This is a genomic window from Rudaea cellulosilytica DSM 22992 (genome assembly GCF_000378125.1).
GTDB classification, from domain to species: Bacteria; Pseudomonadota; Gammaproteobacteria; order Xanthomonadales; family Rhodanobacteraceae; genus Rudaea; species Rudaea cellulosilytica.
Map to the genome: position 1 here is coordinate 1,320,523 of NZ_KB899241.1, position 15,817 is coordinate 1,336,339.

Below are 15,817 nucleotides of genomic sequence, written 5' to 3' on the forward strand. Positions count from 1 at the left end.
GGTGTCGTGTCGTCAGGTGGGATGATGGGATTGGCGCGGATCGCGGCGTGGGCGACCATGTTCGCGCTCTGCGCCTGTGCGCCCGCCTCGAATGAGACGACGCTTAAGTTATGGGCTTTCGGTCCCGAGGGCGAGGCGGTCGGCAAGCTGCTGACCGAGTTCGAGCGCGCGCATCCGGGCGTGCGCGTTGAAGTGCAGAACATGCCGCTGACGGCGATGCACGAGAAGCTGCTGACCGCATTCGCGGGCGATGCGCTGCCCGACCTTTGCCAGCTCGGCAACACCTGGATCCCGGAGTTCGCCGTACTAGGCGCACTCGAGCCGTTGCAGGCCTATGTCGACCAGTCCAGCATCGTGCGCCGTGACGACTATTTCGCCGGCATCTGGGACACCAATGTCGTGAACGGTGCGCTGTATGGCGTGTCGTGGTATGTCGACACGCGCCTTTTGTTCTACCGCAAAGACCTGCTCGCCGCGGCTGGTTTCGACCACGCGCCGCGTGATTGGGACGAATGGCGGCGTGCAATGGCGGCGATCAAGAAGAACCAGGGCGCGGACAAGTACGCGATCTTCCTGCCGCTCAATGAGTTCGAGCCGCTGCTCAATCTCGCGATCCAGCAGAATGAACCCTTGCTGCTCGACGACGGCACGCGCGGCAATTTCGAAAGCGCCGGATTCCGCCGCGCGCTCGATTTCTATGTCGACGCGTTCCGCGAGAACTGGGCGCCGGCGATGAGCAACACCCAGATCGCCAACGTCTGGGACGAATTCGGCAAGGGCTACTTCGCGTTCTACATCACCGGGCCATGGAATATCGGCGAGTTCAAGCGGCGTTTGCCCGCCCGGTTGCAGGACAGTTGGAACACCGCACCGCTGCCTGGGGCGAACGGGCCGGGCGGCGGCGCGGCGGGCGGATCGAGCTTCGCGATTTTTCGTGCGTCGAAAAACAAACGGCTCGCGTGGGAACTGGTCGAATTCCTTTCGCAGGTGAAGCAACAGCAGCGCTTCTACACGCTGACCGGCGACCTGCCCGCGCGGCGCAGTGCCTGGGACTTTGCCGAACTGGAGACTGACGAGTTCACCCATGCCTTCCGCGCCCAACTCGAGCTCGTCAAGCCGACGCCGAAGGTGCCCGAATGGGAGCGCATCGCGACCGAAATGCAGTTCGCCGCAGAGCGCATCGTGCGTGGCGGCGAATCCACGGAAGCGGCGCTGCGTGCGCTCGATGCAAAGGTCGACGAGGAGATCCTGGCCAAGCGACGCACGCTGCTCGCGCGCGGAGGGCAGCGATGAGAAGCGAGCGCGCCGCCTGGACCTTCGTCGCACCTGCGCTCGTCGTGCTCGGCGTGTTCCTTGTCCTGCCGGTCTGCGCCGCGCTGCTGCTGAGCTTCACCGACTTCGACATCTACGCGCTGGCGAATCTCGACAACTTGCGCTTCATTGGCCTCGCAAACTATGTCGACGTGCTGCGCACGCCGCTGTTCTGGAAGGTATTGGCCAATACGGTCTGGTTCGTCGTGCTCGCGCTGCCGCTGTCTCTCGCGCTCTCGCTCGGTGCGGCCTTGCTGCTCAATTCGCCGCTCGCGCGCTTCAAGGGCCTGCATCGCACCGCGCTGTTCGCGCCCGTGGTGACGACCGTCGTCGCGGTCGCGATCATCTGGCGCTATCTGTTCCACACGCGTTACGGGCTGATCAACTATGCGCTCAGCCATCTCGGCATCGGTCCGATCGACTGGCTTGGCGATCCGCACTGGGCGATGCCCGCGCTCGTGCTGTTCGCGGTGTGGAAGAACTTCGGCTACAACATGATCATCCTGCTCGCCGGGCTGCAGGCGATACCGCAGGATTTGTACGAGGCCGCGCGCATCGACGGCGCCTCGGCCTGGCGGCGCTTCTGGCACATCACCCTGCCGGGCCTGCGCCCCGTGCTCCTGCTCGTCGCGGTCATCACGATCGCCGGCTACTTCCAATTGTTCGCCGAGCCTTATGTGATGACGCGCGGCGATCCGCTGCAGTCGACCGTGAGCGTGCTGTACCTGATGTACGAGGAAGGCTTCAAATGGTGGAACCTCGGTCGCGCCTGCGCGATCGCCTTCCTCTTGTTTGCGTTGATCCTCGTCATCACGCGCGTGCTGTTGCGCTTCGCGCGTGCGAAGGACGAGCGCGCATGAATTCGCGCATGACGAAATGGATCGTCAACGGCCTGCTGGTCACCGGCAGCGTGGTCACTCTGTTGCCACTCGCGTGGATGCTGTCGGCGTCGTTCATGCAGCCGGGCGAGGCGAGCCACGCGCCGCCGCCGCTGCTGCCGGCGCATGCGACACTCGCCAACTATCGCGAATTGTTTTTGCGCGCCGGCATGGGCCGCTACCTGCTCAACAGCTTCCTGGTCGCGGGCACGATCACGCTCGCCTCGCTTGCGTTCAATCTCAGTGCGGGCTACGCCTTCGCCAAGCTGCGCTTCGCCGGCCGCGAGCGGCTGTTCCAGCTCGTGCTCGCCGCACTGCTCGTGCCGCTACAGGTGGCGATGATGCCGCTGTTCCTGCTGATGAAGTGGCTGCATCTGGTCAACAGCTATGGCGGCGTGATCGTGCCTGCGCTCGCGACCGCGCTCGGCATCTATCTCGTGCGCCAGTACGTGCGCTCGATTCCCGACGAGCTGATCGAGGCCGCGCGCATCGACGGTGCCGGCGAATGGACGATCTTCCTGCGCATCGTGCTGCCGCTGCTCAAGCCGATGAGCGTGACGCTCGCCGTGCTGACGTTCCTCGCGAGCTGGAACGATTTCATGTGGCCGCTGATTGTGCTCAGCGATCAGGCCTGGCAGACCGCGCCGGTCGCGCTCGCCGGCCTTTCGCGCGAGCACGTGCAGGACAACGAACTGATGATGGCCGGTTCGGTCGTGACGATCCTGCCCGTGCTGCTGCTGTTCCTTTTGTTGCAGCGCCAGTATCTGCAAGGACTGTTACTTGGGAGCGTGAAGGGATGAAGTTTTTCCGCGGGGTGCTGCTGGCGTTGACGGCACTTGCTTCATACGCGCATGCCGAAACCAAGCCGGCAACCGAAATCGGCACGCTTGCCGGCGCGGCGTATCGCATCGATGTTCCGCCCGACTGGAATCGACGCGTAGTCGTGTTTTTTCACGGCACTTCGGAAACTCCGTTGCTGTATACGGCGGGCGAGCCGCTCTCGCCGATGTTCCGCCACATCCTGCAGCGCAAGTACGCGGTGATCCAATCCGGCTATTCGGCGGGCGGCTGGGCACTGGAGGAGGCCGAGAAGGACACCGAGCGCCTGCGCGGGCATTTCGCCGCGAGCCAAGGCAAGCCGGACCAGTTTCTCGTCATGGGCATGTCGATGGGCGGCGCGCTCGTGGCGATGACGATCGAGCGGCACGCCGACATCTATGCCGGCGCACTCTCGCTGTGCGGCGTGCTCGAACCGAGCGATGCCTTGTTTCAGCGCGATTTCGCGCTCGCCGCGGCGTTCGACTATTACTTCCCCGGCGTGCTGCCGGCGTTCGTGCCGGTGCCGGCGGACTATGTCGCCGACAAGCGGATGGTCGCGAAGATCACCGCCGCGCTCGCTTCGAAACCCGCGGCGGTGCAGGCGCTGTTGCGCTGGTACGGTACGGCAGATGCGAAGTCGCTGCCCGACGTGGTCGCCGATACGCTGACCGACTTCCGCGATCTGCAGCGTCGCGCCGGTGGCAACCCGCTCGGCAATGCCGACCTGATCTACGTGAACTCGGGTGACGATGCCGCGCTCAACGCCGGCGTGCGCCGCTATCGCGCGGATGCGCAGGCGGCGGCGTGGCTGGCGCGCTGGTACACGCCGAGCGGCAAGCTCACGCGCCCATTGCTCGCCGTGCACGACATCGGCGATCCGCTCGTGCCCGCCGCCGGCGCATTTACCTATGCATTGACCGTGCAGCGCGCCGGCCATGCCGACAATTTCGTCCAGCAATACGTCGCCCGCGAAGGCCATTGCGTGTTCACGCCGGATGAGGTCGCACGCGCATTCGATCAACTCGTCGACTGGGTCGATGCAGGCAAGCGGCCTGCACCGGGCGCCGTACCGGACCATCCTCGCATGCAAGCAAAAGAGACGACACGATGAGAAAAAGTGGAATTTTGCGCATCGTCGTCGTCGTGGCATGCCTCGCTTCGCAGGCGGCAGGCTGCGTCGACATGGCGCGCAAGGCAGCCGTGTTGCCGGTCAACATGACGGGTACGCGCGACGGCGCGGCGTATCGCATCGACATTCCTGCCAATTGGAACCACGAATTGATCGTCTACTACCATGGCTACCGGCATGAACCCGCCGCATATGCCAAGGGCAAGCGTATCTGGCCAGCGCTCGACGGACTCCTTGCCAAGGGTTATGCACTGATTCAGTCCGGCTATTCGCGCGGCGGCTGGGCGATCGAGCAGGCCTACGCAGAGACGGAAGCCCTGCGCCGCGAATTCGTCGCGACCTACGGCAAACCTGCGCGCACCTGGGTGATGGGCGAGTCTATGGGCGGCGCGCTGACCGCGTTCACGATCGAAACGCGACCGGAGACCTACAGCGGCGCGCTGGCGCTGTGCGGCGCGATCGAGCCGTCGAACCGCATTCTCGACAAGGCGTTCGCGATGCGCGCCGCATTCGACTATTACTTTCCCGACCTGCTCGGGCCGCTCGTGCCGGTACCGGACCCGCTGCCGGACTATGCCGACATGAAGAAGCGCATCGCCGATGCGCTCGCAGCCAAGCCTGCCGCGCGCGACGCCCTGCTGCGCCTGTATGGCGCGGCATCGGAGAAAAGTTTTCCGGACATACTCGCGTTCGTCACCCAGATCCTCGGTGAGTTGCAACGACGCACTCACGGCAATCCGTTCGGCAACGCCGATCTGATCTACTCGGGGTCGGGCGACGACTTCGCGCTCAACGACGGCGTCAAGCGCTATCGCGCCGATGCGCCGGCGGCCGCGTACGTCGCACGCTGGTACACGCCAAGCGGCAAGCTGTTCAGACCCTTGCTCGCATTGCACGATACCGGCGATCCGCTCGTGCCCGCGGCGGGTGCCTTCGAATACGCGCTGACCGCGGAACGTGCCGGCCACGGCAAAAACTTCGTGCAGCAATACATCAATCGCGAAGGCCACTGCGTATTCGAGCCCGATGAAATCGCGCGCGCGTTCGGCGAACTCGTCGACTGGGTCGACACGGGCAAGCGGCCGCTGTCGGGCAGGCTGCCGTGATCCGGCATCAGGCGTGGTTCAACACATCGCCGTTGCTTGCGATCACGTTCGCGTAGAGCTTGCCGCTGGCCTTGATCGTGCGCTGCTGCGTGGCAAAGTCCACGTGCACGATGCCGAAGCGTTTGGAGAAACCCAGCGACCATTCGAGGTTGTCGAGCAGCGACCAGGCCATGTAGCCACGCACGTCGCAGCCCTGCCCGATCGCGTCCGATACCGCGGCCAGATGTTTCCTGAAATAGTTCACGCGCAGCGGATCGTCGATCACGCCATCGTCGGCCTGAGGCGGGTCGTAGAACGCCGCGCCGTTTTCGGTGACGTAAACGGGCGGGTTGCCGTAGCGCTGCTTGATCCAGGTCAGCGTGTCGGTGAGGCCTTGCGCGAACACTTCCCATCCAGTCTCGGTGTAGGTCGCGTCCTGCTTGACCGACGCGACTCGCAACGGATAGTTGTTCGCATCGAAGCGGGTGACGTTGCGCGTGTAGTAGTTGACCCCGAGCCAGTCGATCGGCTGTTTGATCAGCGCGAGGTCGGCGGCGGGCCACGACGGCCACGCGTCGTCGAAGATGTCCTGCAGTTCGTCGGGATAAGCCCCGAGAAAAACCGGGTCGAGGTATTGCCGGTTCATGTAGGCGTCGGCGCGCTTCACCGCGGCGAGATCTTCCGCGCTCTGCGATGCCGCATACTTCGGCTCGATGTTGACGACGATGCCGATGCGGTGTTTGCCGTTTGCGCGATAGGCCTGCACGGCCGTGCCGTGCGCGCGCAGGAGATTGTGGCTCGCGATCGGCGCTTCGTACTTGCTGCGATGGCCCGGTGCGAGCGCGCCGTGCAGGTAGCCGCCGTCGGTGACGACCCAAGGCTCGTTCAACGTTGCCCATTGCTGCACGCGGTCGTCGAGTTTGGCGTACATGATGTTGGCGTAGTCGGCGAACCAGCTCGCGACGTCGGGATTGAGCCAACCGCCACGATCGTCGAGCATGGCGGGCAGATCCCAATGGAACAGGGTCGGCAACGGCATGATGTCGTTGCGCAGCAGTTCGTCGACGAGGCGGCTGTAGAAATCCAGCCCCCTGTCGTTGACCCGGCCGCGCCCCTCGGGCAGCACGCGTGCCCAGGCGATGCTGAAACGATAGGCCTTGAGGCCCAGGTGCTTCATCAGCGCGACGTCGTCCTTCCAGCGTCGGTAGTGGTCGCAGGCGACGTCGCCTGTGTCGCCGTTCGCCATCATGCCCGGCGTGCGCGTGAAGCGCTGCCAGATGCTCGGTCCGGCGCCGTCGGCGAGCGGAGAGCCCTCGATTTGGTATGCACTCGTCGCCGCGCCCCAGAGAAAATCCGCGGGAAACTGCACGCGTTGCGATGTTCCGGACATTCCCTGCGTCTGCGCGGTGTGAAAACGATTACAGCGAGGATAGCGCACGCGCCGAGGGATGTGTAGGAATCCACCTCGCCATTTCGCGCAGCCAGGCAGGCGATGTCGTCAATGCCGGCCGCAAGACACTGCGACGGATTCGATCGCCTGGATCTTGTGTCGGGCGTCGGTGTTCGGGTGATTCCGAATGGCCCTTTTTTGCGTCTGATCCAAAGTGGTCAACAACTGAACAGTTGACAACCGGCGACGTTACGTGTAACGTTACTTGTAACTTTCGATGCCAGACAAATCCGCCAGCAAGTCGCGTTCCGCCGTATCCCGGCGCCAGCAGGCCTTCCGCGAGCGCATGAAGGCCAAGGGCTTGGTCGCGCGCCAGGTCTACATCCGCGCCGAACACGTTCCCGTGTTGATGCAGCTTGAACTCTCCCTGCGCGAAGCCACGCTTTCCCAGCCACTCGTAACCATCAAGGATTACGCCGCCATGACTCACCCGTGGACCACCCAAACCCTGTTCGATGCGCTCGAAACCCACGTCGCGCGCGAACGCCTGCCGTTGCGCCTGCGCCTGGAAGCCGGCGCCGAACCGACGATTGCGATCTCGCTGCCCGAGCATGGTGATCTCGACATCCATCTCGCCGCCTCGGGCCAGCAACTGTTCGTATCGACGCCGCTGTGCCTGGGCTCGCAAGTGCACGACCGCGGTGCATTCAACGATGCCTGCCTGCGCCTGAATCCGATCAATCCGCTGTCGAACATCGGCCTGCAGACGCTCGACGGCGAAGATGTCTACACCGTGTTCGGCGAATTGTCGACGCGCTCACCGATCGCGAATATCGTCGAGGAAGTCATCACGCTTGCCGACAATACGCTGCAGGCCGCACATGCGCTGCAGGGTTATATTCACCGCGCCTGACCGAAGGAGAATCCGATGAGCATCCTGGAAAAAATTCTCACCCTGTTCCGCGGCGCGGCGACCGAAGCCGGCCAGTCCATCGTCGACAAGAATGCCGTGCGCATTCTCGATCAGGAGATCCGTGACGCGCAGAACGAATCCGTGCGTGCCAAGGACGAACTTGCGCGCTTGATGGCCCAGCAGAAGCTCGCCGGCGACAAGTTGCAGGCCAAGCAGGCGAAGAAGGCCGAGTACGAAGGTCACATCGCACGCCTGCTCGCGACCAACGACCAGAACCTCGCGCGCGAGGTCGCGGCGAAGGTCGCCCAGCTCGAGAGCGAACTTGCCGGCGAGCAGAAGGACTACGCCTCGCTTGCCGCGGCGATCGAGAAGATGCACGACGCGATCAGAACCGCCGACCGGCGCATCACCGGCTTGCAGCAACAGGTCGATCAGGTCAAGGTCAACGAAAGCGTATTGCGCTCGCAGTCGGTGATCGCCGCGCGCCACAGCGGCCAGAACGCCAAGCTGCGCACCGCGCTCGATTCGCTTGATCGGGTCAAGGCGCAACAGGCCGAGCGCGGCGCGCAGATCGAGGCGGCGGACGCACTGGCCAAGAGCGAAGGCGACGGCGATCTCGAAGCACGCCTCGCGCAGGCGGGCCTTGTCGCCGGCAGCGTCAGCGCCGACGACGTGCTCGCGCGCTACCAGAAGGTCACCGCGACGGTCGAGCCGCCGGCACAGCTTGGTGCGCCGGCCGCGAGCCCAGCGCTCGCGGTGCCAGCCGAGAAAGCGAAAGCGGGTTGAGTCGCATGCAGCCATCCCGGCATTCCCTGCCGGGATGACGAGCAGTAGATAAGGGGATTTGTCGATGGATTGGTTCGGCAACAAATCAAACGACGCGTCTGTGGCGAAGCTGCCCTACGGCGCGCGCCTGCGCGGCGCGGTAACCTTCGATGACCTCACCGGTAAGCTCGGCGCGGACGCATTCAATTTCGAATGGCCGTCCAGCCCGCAGACGATCGAAGCGATCGGCGACATCGACCTCGGCGAGGGCAATCGCCTCTATCGCCTGTACCTGACCGACGATGCGTTCCTGCAGATCGCGACGGCCAACGGCGAGGCGGGCGACGTCAACCTGTTCGTCTATGCCGAATCGATCAATCCCGTAAACAAGGATGCGTTCGAGCGCTGGTGCACGGCGGGACGTCTGCCCGACTACACGCTTGGCAATTCCACTTATCGGCGTGTCTGGGGCGAAGGCGAGGGCATGACGCCGCCGGTGCCGCTCGAGGAAAGCGTCTACAAGAAAAACATGACGACGGCCGACTACGACCTGACCCTGTATTCGATGCTCTACTCGCGCGAGCTGCCGGGCATGGATCGCAACGAATTGCTGCTCGTCGCCGGCGAGGATTCCGGACCCACGGACTTCGTCATCAGCCAGGCTGTCGGCATTGCGCTGTCCACGGCCGAATTCGAGATCACCTGAAGGAGTTGCGTCATGCCGACCGACCTTGCCCATTCGTTGAGCACCTTGCCCGCGTTCCTCGCTTACTTCGGCCTCGCGCTCGGCGTGACTGCCGTGTTCGTCGTGATCTATCTGTGGATCACGCCGCACGACGAGATGCGCCTGATCCGCGAGAACAAGGAAGCCGCTTCCATCTCGTTCATCGGCGCACTGCTTGGTTTCATCATTCCGGTGGCGACGGCGACGGCGCAATCGGTGAGCTGGCTAGACTGCTTGATCTGGAGTTTCGTCGCGCTCGTGGTGCAGGCGCTGACCTTCCTGGTCGTGCACTGGTTCCTGCCGCACATCTCCGAGGAGATCAGCAACGACGAGCGCGCACCCGCGCTTTTCCTCGCTGGCATCTCGATCGGCGTCGGCATCCTCAATGCCGCAAGCATGACGTATTGAGCATCGAACCAAGTCCGTTGCCGCGCGACTTTGTTGAATGCTCACCGTGAGGACCACTCGATGAAACGTTCCCGTGCCCTGACCCTCGTGCTGATGGCGCCCGCTCCGCTGCTGCTAGCGGGCTGCGACGACGCGCCGGAAGAAACGTTGCGCAAGGGTTTCTACACCGACATCGCCGCCTGCGAAAAGGACGGCAACGCCGCCGACGTCTGCCAGCGCGCCTTCGACAACGCCGCCAAGGCGAACGAGGCGAACTCGCCGAAGTTCAAGACCAAGGACGAGTGCATCGCCCAATTCGGCGATCTGTGCCGCGAGCGCGTCGTGCACGACGGCGCGAACGAATCGAGCCTGTGGACGCCGCTGATGGCGGGCTTCCTGATCTCGCAATTGATGTCACCGCGCTACCCGTCGGGTTACTACGACTCGGCGCCGATCTATCGTTTCCGCAGCGGGCAGTACACCCAGTACGGTGACGATCGCTTCAGCGGCTTCGGCGGCGGCGTCTCGGGCAGCAGCTCGACGACACGTTCGTACCATTCGGTCGACATCACGCCGAACCGCGCGGTCACCGTGTCGCGGTCGGGCTTCGGCTCGGTGGCCGCGGCACGCAGCGGCTGGAGTGGTCGATCGAGCAGTAGCGCGCACGGCTCGTCGTCGTCCGCCGGCGGCTGAGCCATGCGCCGCGTCGAGATTGCCGAGCGGCCGGACTGGCGCGCGAGCGCGGAGGCGCTCGGTTTCCGCTTTCACACCATCGATGGCGAGGTGTATTGGGACGAGCGCGCGTATTACGCCTTCACAATCGAGGAAATCGAGCGCGATATCGAAGCCCCGAGCGGCGAGTTGCACGAGATGGCGATGGACTTCGTCGCCGACTGCGTGCGCGACGACGCGCTGCTGAAACGGCTCGCGATTCCCGAAGCGTACTGGAACTGGATTGCCGAGTCGTGGCGTACCGCCGAGCCGCACGTCTACGGCCGCATGGACCTCGCTTACGACGGCCGCGGCCCGGCGAAACTCTACGAGTTCAACTACGACACGCCGACCTCGCTTTATGAAGCGGCGTTCTTCCAATGGCAATGGCTCGAGGAGCAGAAGCGGCTCGGCGCGTTGCCGGCGCAGTCCGACCAGTACAACCTGATCCAGGAAAACCTGATCGAGGCGTTCGGCTTGATCGCCAAGCGTTTGCCGCGGCCGTTCTATTTTTCCGCCGTGCGCGAGTCGGTCGAAGATCAGGCGACCATCACTTATTTGCGCGACTGCGCCGAGCAGGCCGGCATTGCGACGAAAGCGATCGCGATCGAGGACATCGGTTTGGCGAAAGACAGTCGCTTCACCGATCTCGATGACTACGTGATCGGCACACTGTTCAAGCTTTATCCGCTCGAATTCATGTTCGCGGAAGAGTTCGGCAGCGCGTTGCCGAAATCGGGCATCCACCTGATCGAACCGCCGTGGAAGGCGATCCTGTCGAACAAAGGCGTGCTGCCGCTGCTCTGGCAGCGCCACGAAAATCATCCGAACTTGCTGCCGGCGTTCTTCGAAGACGATGCGCGCGCCGCGCTACCCACCGGCTGGGTGCGCAAGCCGTTTTTCTCGCGCGAAGGCGCGAACATCGAAATGCACCTCGCCGATGACACGACGGCGGCGAGCGAGGGCCCGTACGACGACGCGCCGACGATCCGCCAGGCCGTGCATCCGCTGCCGCATTTCGCCGGCGGCTATCCGCTGATCGGCAGCTGGGTGATCGGCGACCGTCCGTCCGGCGTCGGTGTCCGCGAGGACGCGACGCTGATCACGCGCGACACCGCGCGCTTCCTGCCGCACGTTATCGAATAAGCGCAGCGGGCCGCGCCCGCTGCGCTTGTCTCTCACGATCAGAACCCGGGCCGATGATGCCCGCCGTCGGGACCACCCCGTCCGCCCGGTCCGCCGCCACAATGCGGCATGGCACCGGCGTTGGCGAGCGCGAGGTGATCGGCAGCGAGCTGCGCTTCGGCGGTCTGCACGGCAGCCGCGTCGGTCGCGATCTTGGTCTGGTCGGCCGCGGTGCTGCCGTTGCCGGCCGCGGCGTCGGTTTTCAGCTGGCTGAAATCGGTTTCGAGCTGAGCGTGCGCATTCTTCAGTGCGGCGTCGTCAGTGGAAAGATACGACTGTACCGCCGTGTGCAGCGCCTGCAGCGCGGTCTGCAACGCGGTGCGGTCGGCGGCTAGCGTCGCTTGCGCGGCGGCTGCGGTGGTGGAATCGCCGAGCGCGACCTGGATCCGGTATTGCAGTTCGTCCGAACGGACTTGCGTGCAGGCGGTTTCGGCCGTGGTGGCCGCGCTAGTGACCGCGCTGGGCACGGCGGCGGCAGTTTGTGCGAAGGCAGGTCCGACTACGACGATCGAGAGCGCGAGCGGAAGGGAGAGCAGTCTGGTTTTCATGATGCAACCTCGGAAAGAAGGGAGACCGTCGCGCCGATGCGTGGACTTGCTCGACCTCGGGACCACGGACGCCGACTCGAGCTTGTCGGCTTGTCCCTCGATCGGGCGCTTGGAAAACTGCATCGGCGCGACGGGTGCGCTGCGTCCGGGTACGCGGCCGCAGGGCAACGGCAGCCTAGCGAGCGCGGTGCCGCGATGCCGTTAGAAACGCCTGAATCCACGAAGAATCCACAAAGGCACGCAATGCGTAGACATTGTGAATTCTGTCCGGCGACTTCATTAGCGGCTGTGAATCGCGGATGTTGAATAAATCCACATTTATACATTGTCTGCGACGAAATAGTCGGCGCGGAAACCGACAGGTTCTAGAACAATTCCGACTGCGCGAGTGACTCATCGGCATCGATGAAATTGCTCAAGCCGACGCCGACAAGGCGGTAGCGCGTGCGCGGCGGCAGGTCGACGCGTTCGCGTAGACCCACAGCGAGCGCAACGAATGCCTCTTCTGTCTGCGGCGGCACGGGCGGCGTGTGGCTGCGCGTGAGGATGTGGAAGTCGGCGGTCTTGAGCTTGAGCACGACGGTGCGGCCGATGCGGTCGGTTTTGCGCGTCGCCGACCAGGTCTTCGCGGCGAGTTCGCGGATCATCGGTTCGATCTCGCTCAGCAGCACGTCGTGCGCGAACGTGTCTTCGGAGGAAATCGACTGCACGCTCTGATCGGGATTCACCCGGCGCTCGTCGATGCCGAGGCTCAGCTCGCGCAGACGCAGGCCGTAACGGCCGAAGCGGCGCTCGAGCTCGCGCAGGTCGAACGCGCGCAAGTCGGAGCAGGTATGCACGCCGAGCGCCTCGAGCTTCGCGTTCATCACCTTGCCGACGCCGGGAATCTTGGCCACGTCCAACGGAGCGAGAAACGTTTCGGCCTGTTCGGGCTTGATCACGAACAGGCCGTTCGGCTTGCGCCAGTCGGAGGCGATCTTGGCGAGGAACTTGTTCGGCGCGATGCCGGCCGAGGCGGTCAGCTGCGTCGTCTCGAAGATCTCCGCACGGATCGCTTTCGCGATCGCGGTGGCGGAAGCGTAGTCCGTCTTCGGCGTGGTCACGTCGAGATAGGCTTCGTCGAGCGAGAGCGGTTCGACGAGATCGGTGTGTTTGTGGAAGATCTCGCGCACCTGTTTCGACACGGCGCGATAGCGCGAGAAATCCGGCGGCACGAACACCGCCTGCGGACACAGGCGTGCCGCGCGCAGTGCGGGCATCGCCGAGCGCACGCCGAACTTGCGCGCTTCGTACGAAGCTGCGCAAACAACGGAGCGCGCGCCGCGCCAGGCGACGACGACGGGCTTGCCGCGCAGGCTCGGCTCGTCGCGTTGCTCGACGCTGGCGTAGAAGGCATCCATGTCGATGTGCACGATCTTGCGCATGAGCGAATTGTGCCATCGCGCTGCAACTTTGCTGACACACGCTCTGCCTAGCATCGTCGCCATGATGCAGCGCCGCATGCTGCGGAGCAGTGGGCGCGCATCGCCCCAAACTCGAGGACGAATCATGACCAAGACGAATTCGTCGCGCGCTCACGCGCGCGGACAACGGCTGTGCCTGCTCTCCGCGGCGGTGTTCTGCGCGCTGACGGCCGCGCGAATCGGGGCCGCGGAAACCGCAGCGCCCGCCGACGCAACGGACGCCGCGGCGCCCGACGGCGCCAGCCAGCTCGATTCCGTGGTCGTCAGCGCGAAGAACTCGACGCGCTCGGCCGTATCGTTGAGCGGCGCGGAGATCCAGAAGATCCTGCCCGGCGCGAGCCCGCTCAAGGCGATCCAGACCCTGCCCGGCGTGCTCTATCTCACCGCCGATCCGTGGGGCAACAACGAGCAGAACACGCTGCTGTTCATCCACGGCTTCTCGACCCAGCAACTCGGTTATACGCTCGACGGCGTCCCGCTCGGCGACCAGCAGTACGGCAACTACAACGGCCTCTCGCCGCAGCGTGCGGTGATCAGCGAGAATGTCGGCGCAGTGACGCTGGCCTCGGGTGCGGGCGACCTGTCGACCGCATCGACCTCGAATCTCGGCGGCACGGTGGCGACGTTCTCGTCCGATCCGACCAAGCAGAGCGGCGTGCAAATCAACCAGACACTCGGTAGCAACGCGACTACACGCACGTTCCTGCGTTACGACACCGGCGAGTTCGGCAGCGGCAACTCGGCCTATGCCTCGATCATGCACCAGGACCAACGCGCTTGGGACTTCGCCGGCCATCAGCGCGGCTGGCAGGCGAACGGCAAGTTCGTGCATGACGACGAGCACGGCAAACTCACCGTGTATGTCGCCTACTCGGACAAGATCGAGCCGAACGAGGACAGTCTCTACCGCTCGGCGAGCGGCGCGGGCGAGGGTACGCCGCGGCCGGACAATCGTCCGTTCATCTACCCGAACTTTGCGCAGGCGCTCGCCTACCTCGGAGCGAACGGCGCGCCGCCCGCCTCGGCCGGCAACAACTATCGCAACTACTACAGCGACGCGCAGCGCACCGACTATCTCACGTATGCCAAGTACGAGTGGCGATTGAACGATGCGATGACCTGGTCGAACCAGGTCTACTATCACCACGACGACGGCGTCGGTGTCGTCGCGGGCCCGATCCAGGTCGCGGGTTTGCCGAAGCTGTTCGGCGCGTACTTTCCGGGGCAGGATCTGAAAACCGTATTCGGCGGCTCCGGCTACGCCACGCGCACGACCGAGTACGACATCAACCGGCGCGGCTGGCTTTCCTCGTTCGACTGGCAGCTTGGCGACCACCAGCTCGACGCCGGCCTCTGGTACGAAATGAATCGCTCCTCGACCAACCGCCGCTGGTACGCGCTCGACGTCAATCATCCGACCAGCCCGTATCAGCGTCCGGGCGATTCGCTGACGCCGCTGATCACGCAGTACAACAGCGAGATCAAGAACGAAGTCGTGCAGCCCTACGTGCAGGACCAATGGAAATTGAGCGACAGCGTCCGCCTGCAGGCCGGTTTCAAGGCCAGTTATCAATTCGCGCACGGCTGGGCGCCGATCTCGCCGCTGCCGAATTCGACCGTGGGTTTCCTGGAATTGCCGAGCGGACGCATCTACACGCGCGAGAAATTCCTGCCGCAGGTTGGTGCGTTGTGGGATGTCACGGCCGAAGACCAGCTCTTCGTCAACGTGCAGAAGAACATGCGCCAGTTCATCACCTACGGCGCGGGCGGCCTATCGCCGTGGAGCCTTGGCAGCCAGGATCTGTTCAACGCGTTCAAGCAGAACGTCGCGCCCGAAACTGCGTGGGCGTATGAAGCCGGTTGGCGCTTCCAGCATGAGATGCAGTTCGGGCCGATCAGCGCCGTCGACGGTCAGGTCAGTGCCTACCACGTCGATTTCGCCAACCGCCTGCTGAGCGTGGGCGCCACGGCGGGGTTTACTACGATCAACCCGGGCGCCGTGGTAATCAACAACGTCGGCGATGTGAAGACCGACGGCATCGATCTCGCCGCGACCCTGCACTTCGGCGAGCACTTCAGCTTCTACGACGCGGTCTCGTACAACCGCTCGCAATATCAGGACAACTACACGACCGGCGGCACGACCGTGGTGCCGACCGCCGGCAAGAACGTCCCGGCCAGCCCCGATTGGATGAACAAGTCCGTGCTCAGCGCGAAGTTTGACGCGTTCGAGGCCCAGCTGATCGGCGACTACGTCGGCAAGCGCTATGCCACCTACACTAACGACCTGTCCGTGCCGAGCTATTTTCTTACCAGCCTGCAGGCCTCCTACGCGCTGCCGCTCGAAGACAATGGGCTGCACGATGCGAAGCTCAGCTTCAACGTCAGCAACCTTGCCAACAAGAAGGGCGTCTACGAAGTCATCGTCGGCGCCGCGTCGGGTACCTACAGCACCTATCCGATTCCACCGCGCCAGTTCTTCGTGACGTTTTCGACCAAGCTGTAGCGT

General features: G+C 64.2%; 15 protein-coding genes. 12 read left to right on the forward strand and 3 right to left on the reverse strand.

Features of this window, described 5'->3' with window-relative positions; translation table 11 throughout:
* Window positions 1-6 precede the first annotated feature (6 nt).
* Genes F455_RS0105825 through F455_RS0105845 form a run of 5 tightly spaced genes read left to right on the forward strand, consistent with a single transcriptional unit; the run spans window position 7 to window position 5,243 of the window.
* Window positions 7-1,293 (forward strand): sugar ABC transporter substrate-binding protein, encoded by a 1,287-nt coding sequence (locus F455_RS0105825; protein WP_245539941.1) that lies wholly within the window; start codon window positions 7-9, stop codon window positions 1,291-1,293.
* Entirely contained in the window at window positions 1,290-2,171 is an 882-nt protein-coding gene (locus F455_RS0105830) for a carbohydrate ABC transporter permease (protein WP_018972339.1), read from the forward strand. The genes F455_RS0105825 and F455_RS0105830 overlap by 4 nt, the downstream gene beginning before the upstream one ends.
* The gene (locus F455_RS0105835; RefSeq protein WP_018972340.1) at window positions 2,168-2,989 is read left to right on the forward strand and encodes a carbohydrate ABC transporter permease; all 822 of its coding nucleotides are present in this window, start codon (window positions 2,168-2,170) and stop codon (window positions 2,987-2,989) included. Before F455_RS0105830 ends, F455_RS0105835 begins: the two co-directional genes overlap by 4 nt.
* Window positions 2,986-4,119 (forward strand): alpha/beta hydrolase family protein, encoded by a 1,134-nt coding sequence (locus F455_RS19915; protein WP_018972341.1) that lies wholly within the window; start codon window positions 2,986-2,988, stop codon window positions 4,117-4,119. The genes F455_RS0105835 and F455_RS19915 overlap by 4 nt, the downstream gene beginning before the upstream one ends.
* On the forward strand, window positions 4,116-5,243 hold the full coding sequence (locus tag F455_RS0105845; RefSeq protein WP_026293117.1) for an alpha/beta hydrolase family protein: 1,128 nt from the start codon (window positions 4,116-4,118) through the stop codon (window positions 5,241-5,243). Before F455_RS19915 ends, F455_RS0105845 begins: the two co-directional genes overlap by 4 nt.
* A gap of 7 nt (window positions 5,244-5,250) precedes the next feature.
* Here F455_RS0105845 and F455_RS0105850 read toward each other — a convergent pair whose 3' ends face one another.
* On the reverse strand, window positions 5,251-6,612 hold the full coding sequence (locus F455_RS0105850; RefSeq protein ID WP_018972343.1) for a GH1 family beta-glucosidase: 1,362 nt from the start codon (window positions 6,610-6,612) through the stop codon (window positions 5,251-5,253).
* Between the two features lie 277 nt (window positions 6,613-6,889).
* Here F455_RS0105850 and F455_RS0105855 point away from each other — a divergent pair, with 277 nt between their 5' ends.
* From F455_RS0105855 to F455_RS0105880, 6 genes are all read left to right on the forward strand, one after another.
* Window positions 6,890-7,525 (forward strand): YjfI family protein, encoded by a 636-nt coding sequence (locus F455_RS0105855; RefSeq protein WP_018972344.1) that lies wholly within the window; start codon window positions 6,890-6,892, stop codon window positions 7,523-7,525.
* 15 nt (window positions 7,526-7,540) lie between these two features.
* Complete coding sequence (locus F455_RS19920; protein WP_018972345.1) at window positions 7,541-8,311, forward strand: PspA/IM30 family protein; 771 nt, start codon at window positions 7,541-7,543, stop codon at window positions 8,309-8,311.
* A gap of 64 nt (window positions 8,312-8,375) precedes the next feature.
* A complete protein-coding gene (locus F455_RS0105865) occupies window positions 8,376-8,996 on the forward strand; it encodes a DUF2491 family protein (protein WP_018972346.1) in 621 nt (206 codons plus the stop codon).
* A 12-nt stretch (window positions 8,997-9,008) separates the two neighbouring features.
* Window positions 9,009-9,422, forward strand: coding sequence for a DUF350 domain-containing protein (locus F455_RS0105870; protein WP_018972347.1), 414 nt, complete (start codon window positions 9,009-9,011; stop codon window positions 9,420-9,422).
* Between the two features lie 60 nt (window positions 9,423-9,482).
* Entirely contained in the window at window positions 9,483-10,094 is a 612-nt protein-coding gene (locus tag F455_RS21890) for a DUF1190 domain-containing protein (protein WP_018972348.1), read from the forward strand.
* A 3-nt stretch (window positions 10,095-10,097) separates the two neighbouring features.
* A complete protein-coding gene (locus F455_RS0105880) occupies window positions 10,098-11,258 on the forward strand; it encodes a glutathionylspermidine synthase family protein (RefSeq protein WP_018972349.1) in 1,161 nt (386 codons plus the stop codon).
* 38 nt (window positions 11,259-11,296) lie between these two features.
* Here the strand turns inward: F455_RS0105880 and F455_RS0105885 are convergent, their stop codons facing one another.
* Window positions 11,297-11,845, reverse strand: a complete 549-nt coding sequence (locus tag F455_RS0105885; RefSeq protein ID WP_026293119.1) for a hypothetical protein — start codon at window positions 11,843-11,845, stop codon at window positions 11,297-11,299.
* Between the two features lie 365 nt (window positions 11,846-12,210).
* The gene (dinB, locus tag F455_RS0105890) at window positions 12,211-13,269 is read right to left on the reverse strand and encodes a DNA polymerase IV (protein ID WP_018972350.1); all 1,059 of its coding nucleotides are present in this window, start codon (window positions 13,267-13,269) and stop codon (window positions 12,211-12,213) included.
* A gap of 124 nt (window positions 13,270-13,393) precedes the next feature.
* Here dinB and F455_RS0105895 point away from each other — a divergent pair, with 124 nt between their 5' ends.
* Window positions 13,394-15,814 (forward strand): TonB-dependent receptor, encoded by a 2,421-nt coding sequence (locus F455_RS0105895; protein WP_018972351.1) that lies wholly within the window; start codon window positions 13,394-13,396, stop codon window positions 15,812-15,814.
* Window positions 15,815-15,817 lie beyond the last annotated feature (3 nt).